The organism is Microvirga makkahensis, assembly GCF_009830105.1.
GTDB lineage: Bacteria > Pseudomonadota > Alphaproteobacteria > Rhizobiales > Beijerinckiaceae > Microvirga > Microvirga makkahensis.
This window is the reverse complement of record NZ_WURB01000060.1, coordinates 1-4,289: the sequence shown is the minus strand read 5'-3', so window position 1 is coordinate 4,289 and position 4,289 is coordinate 1. Positions and strand designations below refer to the sequence as shown.

Genomic DNA, 4,289 nt, shown 5'->3' with positions numbered 1-4,289 from the left:
GCGTGCGATCTCCCAGAGGTTCTTGCGCCCGTCGACAGTTCCTGTCTGCCTTACGCGTCCGCGCTTCTCCAGGTTCAAGAGGGTGGCCGAGATCCGGCTTGGCATCGTCCTGAGAAAGGGATCGTCCCCGGAGAGTCCCTTATCCCTTGCGATGGCCGCCGAGCACGCTGCCGTGCTGATGGGTTCCTTAGCTTCCCGGATCGTCTTGAGGACGATCGCGCTCAGGTTCTCTCCCGAGAATGGACTTCTGCCAGCGGGCGCCCTCTTCCTTGGGGTTGTGGTCGGCAGAATGCTTGAGTCGAACAACCTTGCGACCTGATCGATGGCTGCCACGTCGCCGTCTATTTGCTTGATCTGCTGTTCGAGAGTTTGGCGCTGTCCAGTCAGCTCGGCACGCTTCTTCAACAACTCCTCAACGGCGCCCGCCATTCCACACTCCGCTCGACTCGAATTGTGCAACATCCTGTTGCACAATTGGCGGCGGACATTACCGGATCAGGTCCAAAAATCTGGTGGCATTTACCACCGAATGCCGCAATGATCTGACACGGGAACCGATGGCGCTCGTCGCTGAGGGGCTGCCTCTGCCGCGGATCTTACGCCACGAGCCTCTGACCAAAACCTGCCGTGACATCACCTGCGATCCAGCCTCTTTGGTGCAAGCGTGGCTCCCAAGTGATGAGACTCTCCCATCCCGGCTTATGCCCCCGCTCGGCGCGCCAAAGCGGGGTCAAGCCGGTGTTAGAGCGGCAAGCGCTCTCGTTAGTCCACCAGTGCTCCGTAAAGCAGGTTCTTGAAGAGAAAGCGCGTGTGCAGCCGTGGTGTTGGTGCTGCGGCCATGAACACGCCAACGATCTTCTCCTTGGGATCGATGGTGAAACTCGTACCACCGGCGCCGGCCCACATGGAGTCACCGGTCGAGCCTGGCACCCATGCGACACCTTCCTGCAAGCGCACGCCGAAACCGAGGCCGAAGCCATAGCCGGGACCCGTGGTTGGAGCTGGAGACCCCCGCAGACCCGCGATGTGGTCCGACATCATGTATTCGACAGTCTCGCGGGAAAGAATCCTGACGCCGTCGAGTTCCCCTTTGTTGAGCATCATTTGCGCAAATCGGAAGTAATCCTCCGCGGTTGTCACAGCGGCCGCCCCACCAAGCCGGTAGCGCTTGCCGGGATCCGCCTCGACACGGACCCACTTCCAGGCGTCGACCTTCTGTGGGTCCGTGTCGAGAGCATCGGCAAGGCGGGGCATCTGCTCAGGAGATGCCTGGAAGCTCGTGTCCTTCATCTTGAGCGGTTTGAACAGGATTTCATCCAGGAGATGATCCAGCCGTTTGCTGGCAACCCGCTCAACGAGCACACCCAGCACATCGGTTGAGACGCCATATTCCCACCGGGTTCCGGGCTCATAAGCGAGCGGAATACTTGCAAGCCGTTTGATCAACTCCTCGGGCGGCAGATCCACGTTGCGGGATTCGATCTCGGCTTTTTCGTAAGCCTCTTTCAACTCCGGAAATGGCGCGCTACCTGCATAGGTGAACCCCGACGTGTGTCGCAGTAGATCATGAACCGTAATCTGACGTTTGGCCGGTACGGCGACGCGGATTGTTCTACCACGCTCGTCCGTTTGCTCCGTCAGGACGCTCATCTGCTTGAATTCGGGCATCCAGTTCGAGATCGGATCACGAAGGCTCATCTTGCCTTGCTCGATGAGTGCCATTGCAGCCACAGAGGTGAAGGGCTTGGTCATCGAGAATGCGCGGAATACCGCATCCTTAGTCATCGGCTTTGTCTTGGCGGCATCAAGAGAGCCATGCGCTTCGAAATGGACGATCTGACCATTGCGGGCAATCAGCGTCACCGCCCCGGGCATCGTTCCTTTGGCGATCTCCTCCTTCATCACAGGGGCGATCCGCTCCAGCCGCTCTTGTGAGAATCCTTGAAGTCCGTTTTCGGCAAGCGCCGGTTGCAGTGGTGCGACGGTCAAGAAGCCGACTATAGGCAAGAGAACGTGGGTCTTCATGCTGTTCCTCCCTCGGACACTGGGCTTTCGCCCACGCCGGTGCAGATTGTTCTAGGCAGACCGGCGCATGCGGCCAGTCGCGCCAAAGGGGTATGGAGGTCGCGTATATTGTTGCTTAGACGATCTGACAGGGTCATCCTAGTCGACGGCGTGAGACGGTCGGCTTACGCGGAGAACAAGAACCAAGCTCTCGTGCGGGTGATTCACCTGACACACCATTGAGTTTTTTGCACGGCAGCCATGATGCACACAGGTGCTGCCAAGTTGACGTCAATAGACGAAGCTACCGCTGGGACAGCCATTAAGTCAGCCCACATCAGCCTACGAGAGCAGCACCAGTCGCATCGCGCCACGCGACGAAGGCGCGATCCCGTACAGCACGTTACTCGCTGCCGGGAAGACGATGCCGGCGGAGCTGGACGTGGTTTAGCCTTCCCTCCTATTCGTGGCTCTCCCGCACTTTGCGTGGAAGAATCGCCTTAACGTGACCTGATCCCGCCGATTTCCACCGGCAGAGCGGCGCATGAACTCGCTTTCGCTCATGCCCGGTTGTCGGATACGCCACGTCACTCCTCAGGGTCAGAACACCCTCGCCGTTGCAGTCGAGGGGTGTGCTCCCCATGGTCGCTGCCCTGCCTGTCGGCACATCAGCGCCAGCATCCACAGCACCTATCTTCGGCAACCTGCGGATCTCTCGTCCTTCGTGCGGGAGGTTCGCCTAAACGTTCGTATGCGCCGCTTCTACTGCCGCAACACAAGCTGCTCAAAACAAACCTTTGCGGAAGCTCTCCCGCGTCTTCTCAGACCTTATGCCAGACGCACATCAAGGCTGGCCAAGGCTCAAGGCAGGATCGGCATCGCCCTGGGAGGTGAGCCTGGTGCCAGGCTCCTCGCGCATCTCGCCATGCCGGCCAGCGCCGACACCGTCTTGCGCCTCGTGCAGAACCTGCCTCTGGCGACGCGCAAGCCACCACGCATTGTCGGCGTCGACGACTGGGCGATGAAGAAGGGTCGCACCTACGGATCCATTCTGGTCGACCTGGAACGCCGAAGGCCGATTGAGCTCTTGCCCGACCGAACCGCGTCCACGTTCTCAGCATGGCTCCGGCGCCACCCCACGATCAGAATCATCGTCCGCGACCGCCCCAGTGAATTCGAAAATGGCACGGCCACGGCCTCCAAGGCCATCCAGGTCGCGGATCGTTGGCATCTGCTGTTGAATGCCCGCCAGATGGTCGAGCGCTGGTTGGCGAGAGCTCATGTCCGGCTGCGGCGTCTGTCTCCCATCAATCATCCGCCTGTAGCCTCGAAACAAGGAACCCGCGCCTATCCTCGCACGCGGGCCGAGCAGGCCGCCAGTGCTGACAGCCGGACCCGCTGGCAGGCTCTCTATGAGGAAGTCCGGCAACGACATGCCCGTGGAGAGACGCTGTTGGCGATCAGCCGCACGATGGGTCCGGCGCGCGGCACAGTAAGGACGTTTGCTCAGGCCGAAAGCCTTCCCGAGCGAGCCGTGCGACAGCCAGGACCCAGCATCCTCGATCCGTATCGCTATCACCTCAATACCCGCTTGGCCGCCGGATACGAGATCGCCACTGCCCTCTGGCGCGAGCTAGGGGATCTCGGCTTCGCCGGCTCACCCAAGCAGGTCTGTCGCTGGATGGCCGAGCGTCGGACGGCTCCGGCCGAGACGACAGCACTTGATGCAACCGAGGATGCCGTCCTGGCACGAGTGCGACAAGATTCCGAGGCCGCGATTGTGGCCGATCTCGCCGAGCGCTTCTGCACCCTCATTCGTCAGTGTTGCCGTGAGCGCCAGCCCCAAAACAGTGAGCAGACGTCCATCCAGGCTCTGACAGCGTGGATTGCTGAAGCTCGGTCATCAGGAATCCAGACTGTCGAGACTTTTGCTGCCGACCTGGAGCAGGACGGGGCTGCTGTCCGCGCGGCGCTGACACAGCCGTGGAGCAGTGGCCAAGCCGAGGGCCAGATCACCCGCCTCAAGCTCCTGAAGCGCTCCATGTATGGACGAGCTGGCTTCGATCTCCTGCGTCGGGCCCTATCCCTTACAGCATCCCCTCACCTCCGGGTTAAGCTGACGGTGCCCCCGTGAGATAGCTTGCGAAAGATGCGCGAGCATGCGTCGAGCTCACTGAGCCATCCTGTTCCAGCTTTTCAATTCTTAAGCGGCTTTCACACCCTGGAGGAAGGTGGCGACCTCGTGGCTGAGATCGTTGGAGTGGCGGGCGAGTTCCTGGGCGGCT

At 60.8% G+C, this 4,289-nt stretch carries 3 protein-coding genes; 1 reads left to right on the top strand and 2 read right to left on the bottom strand.

All coding sequences use genetic code 11. From position 1 onward, the window contains the following. Positions 1-429, bottom strand: a 429-nt coding sequence (locus GR328_RS26300; RefSeq protein ID WP_160888596.1) for a hypothetical protein, incomplete at its 3' end; no start/stop codon positions are given. Positions 430-762: 333 nt separating this feature from the next. Further along, positions 763-2,025, bottom strand: a complete 1,263-nt coding sequence (locus tag GR328_RS26295) for a serine hydrolase domain-containing protein (RefSeq protein WP_160888595.1) — start codon at positions 2,023-2,025, stop codon at positions 763-765. 523 nt (positions 2,026-2,548) lie between these two features. Here GR328_RS26295 and GR328_RS26290 point away from each other — a divergent pair. Then, complete coding sequence (locus GR328_RS26290) at positions 2,549-4,138, top strand: ISL3 family transposase (RefSeq protein ID WP_160888594.1); 1,590 nt, start codon at positions 2,549-2,551, stop codon at positions 4,136-4,138. Positions 4,139-4,289 lie beyond the last annotated feature (151 nt).

Bases quoted from the DNA above. Each gene is read 5' to 3' on its own strand.
- GR328_RS26290 (WP_160888594.1), top strand. From the start codon at position 2,549: ATGAACTCGCTTTCGCTCATGCCCGGTTGTCGGATACGCCACGTCACT.
- GR328_RS26295 (WP_160888595.1), bottom strand. From the start codon at position 2,025: ATGAAGACCCACGTTCTCTTGCCTATAGTCGGCTTCTTGACCGTCGCA.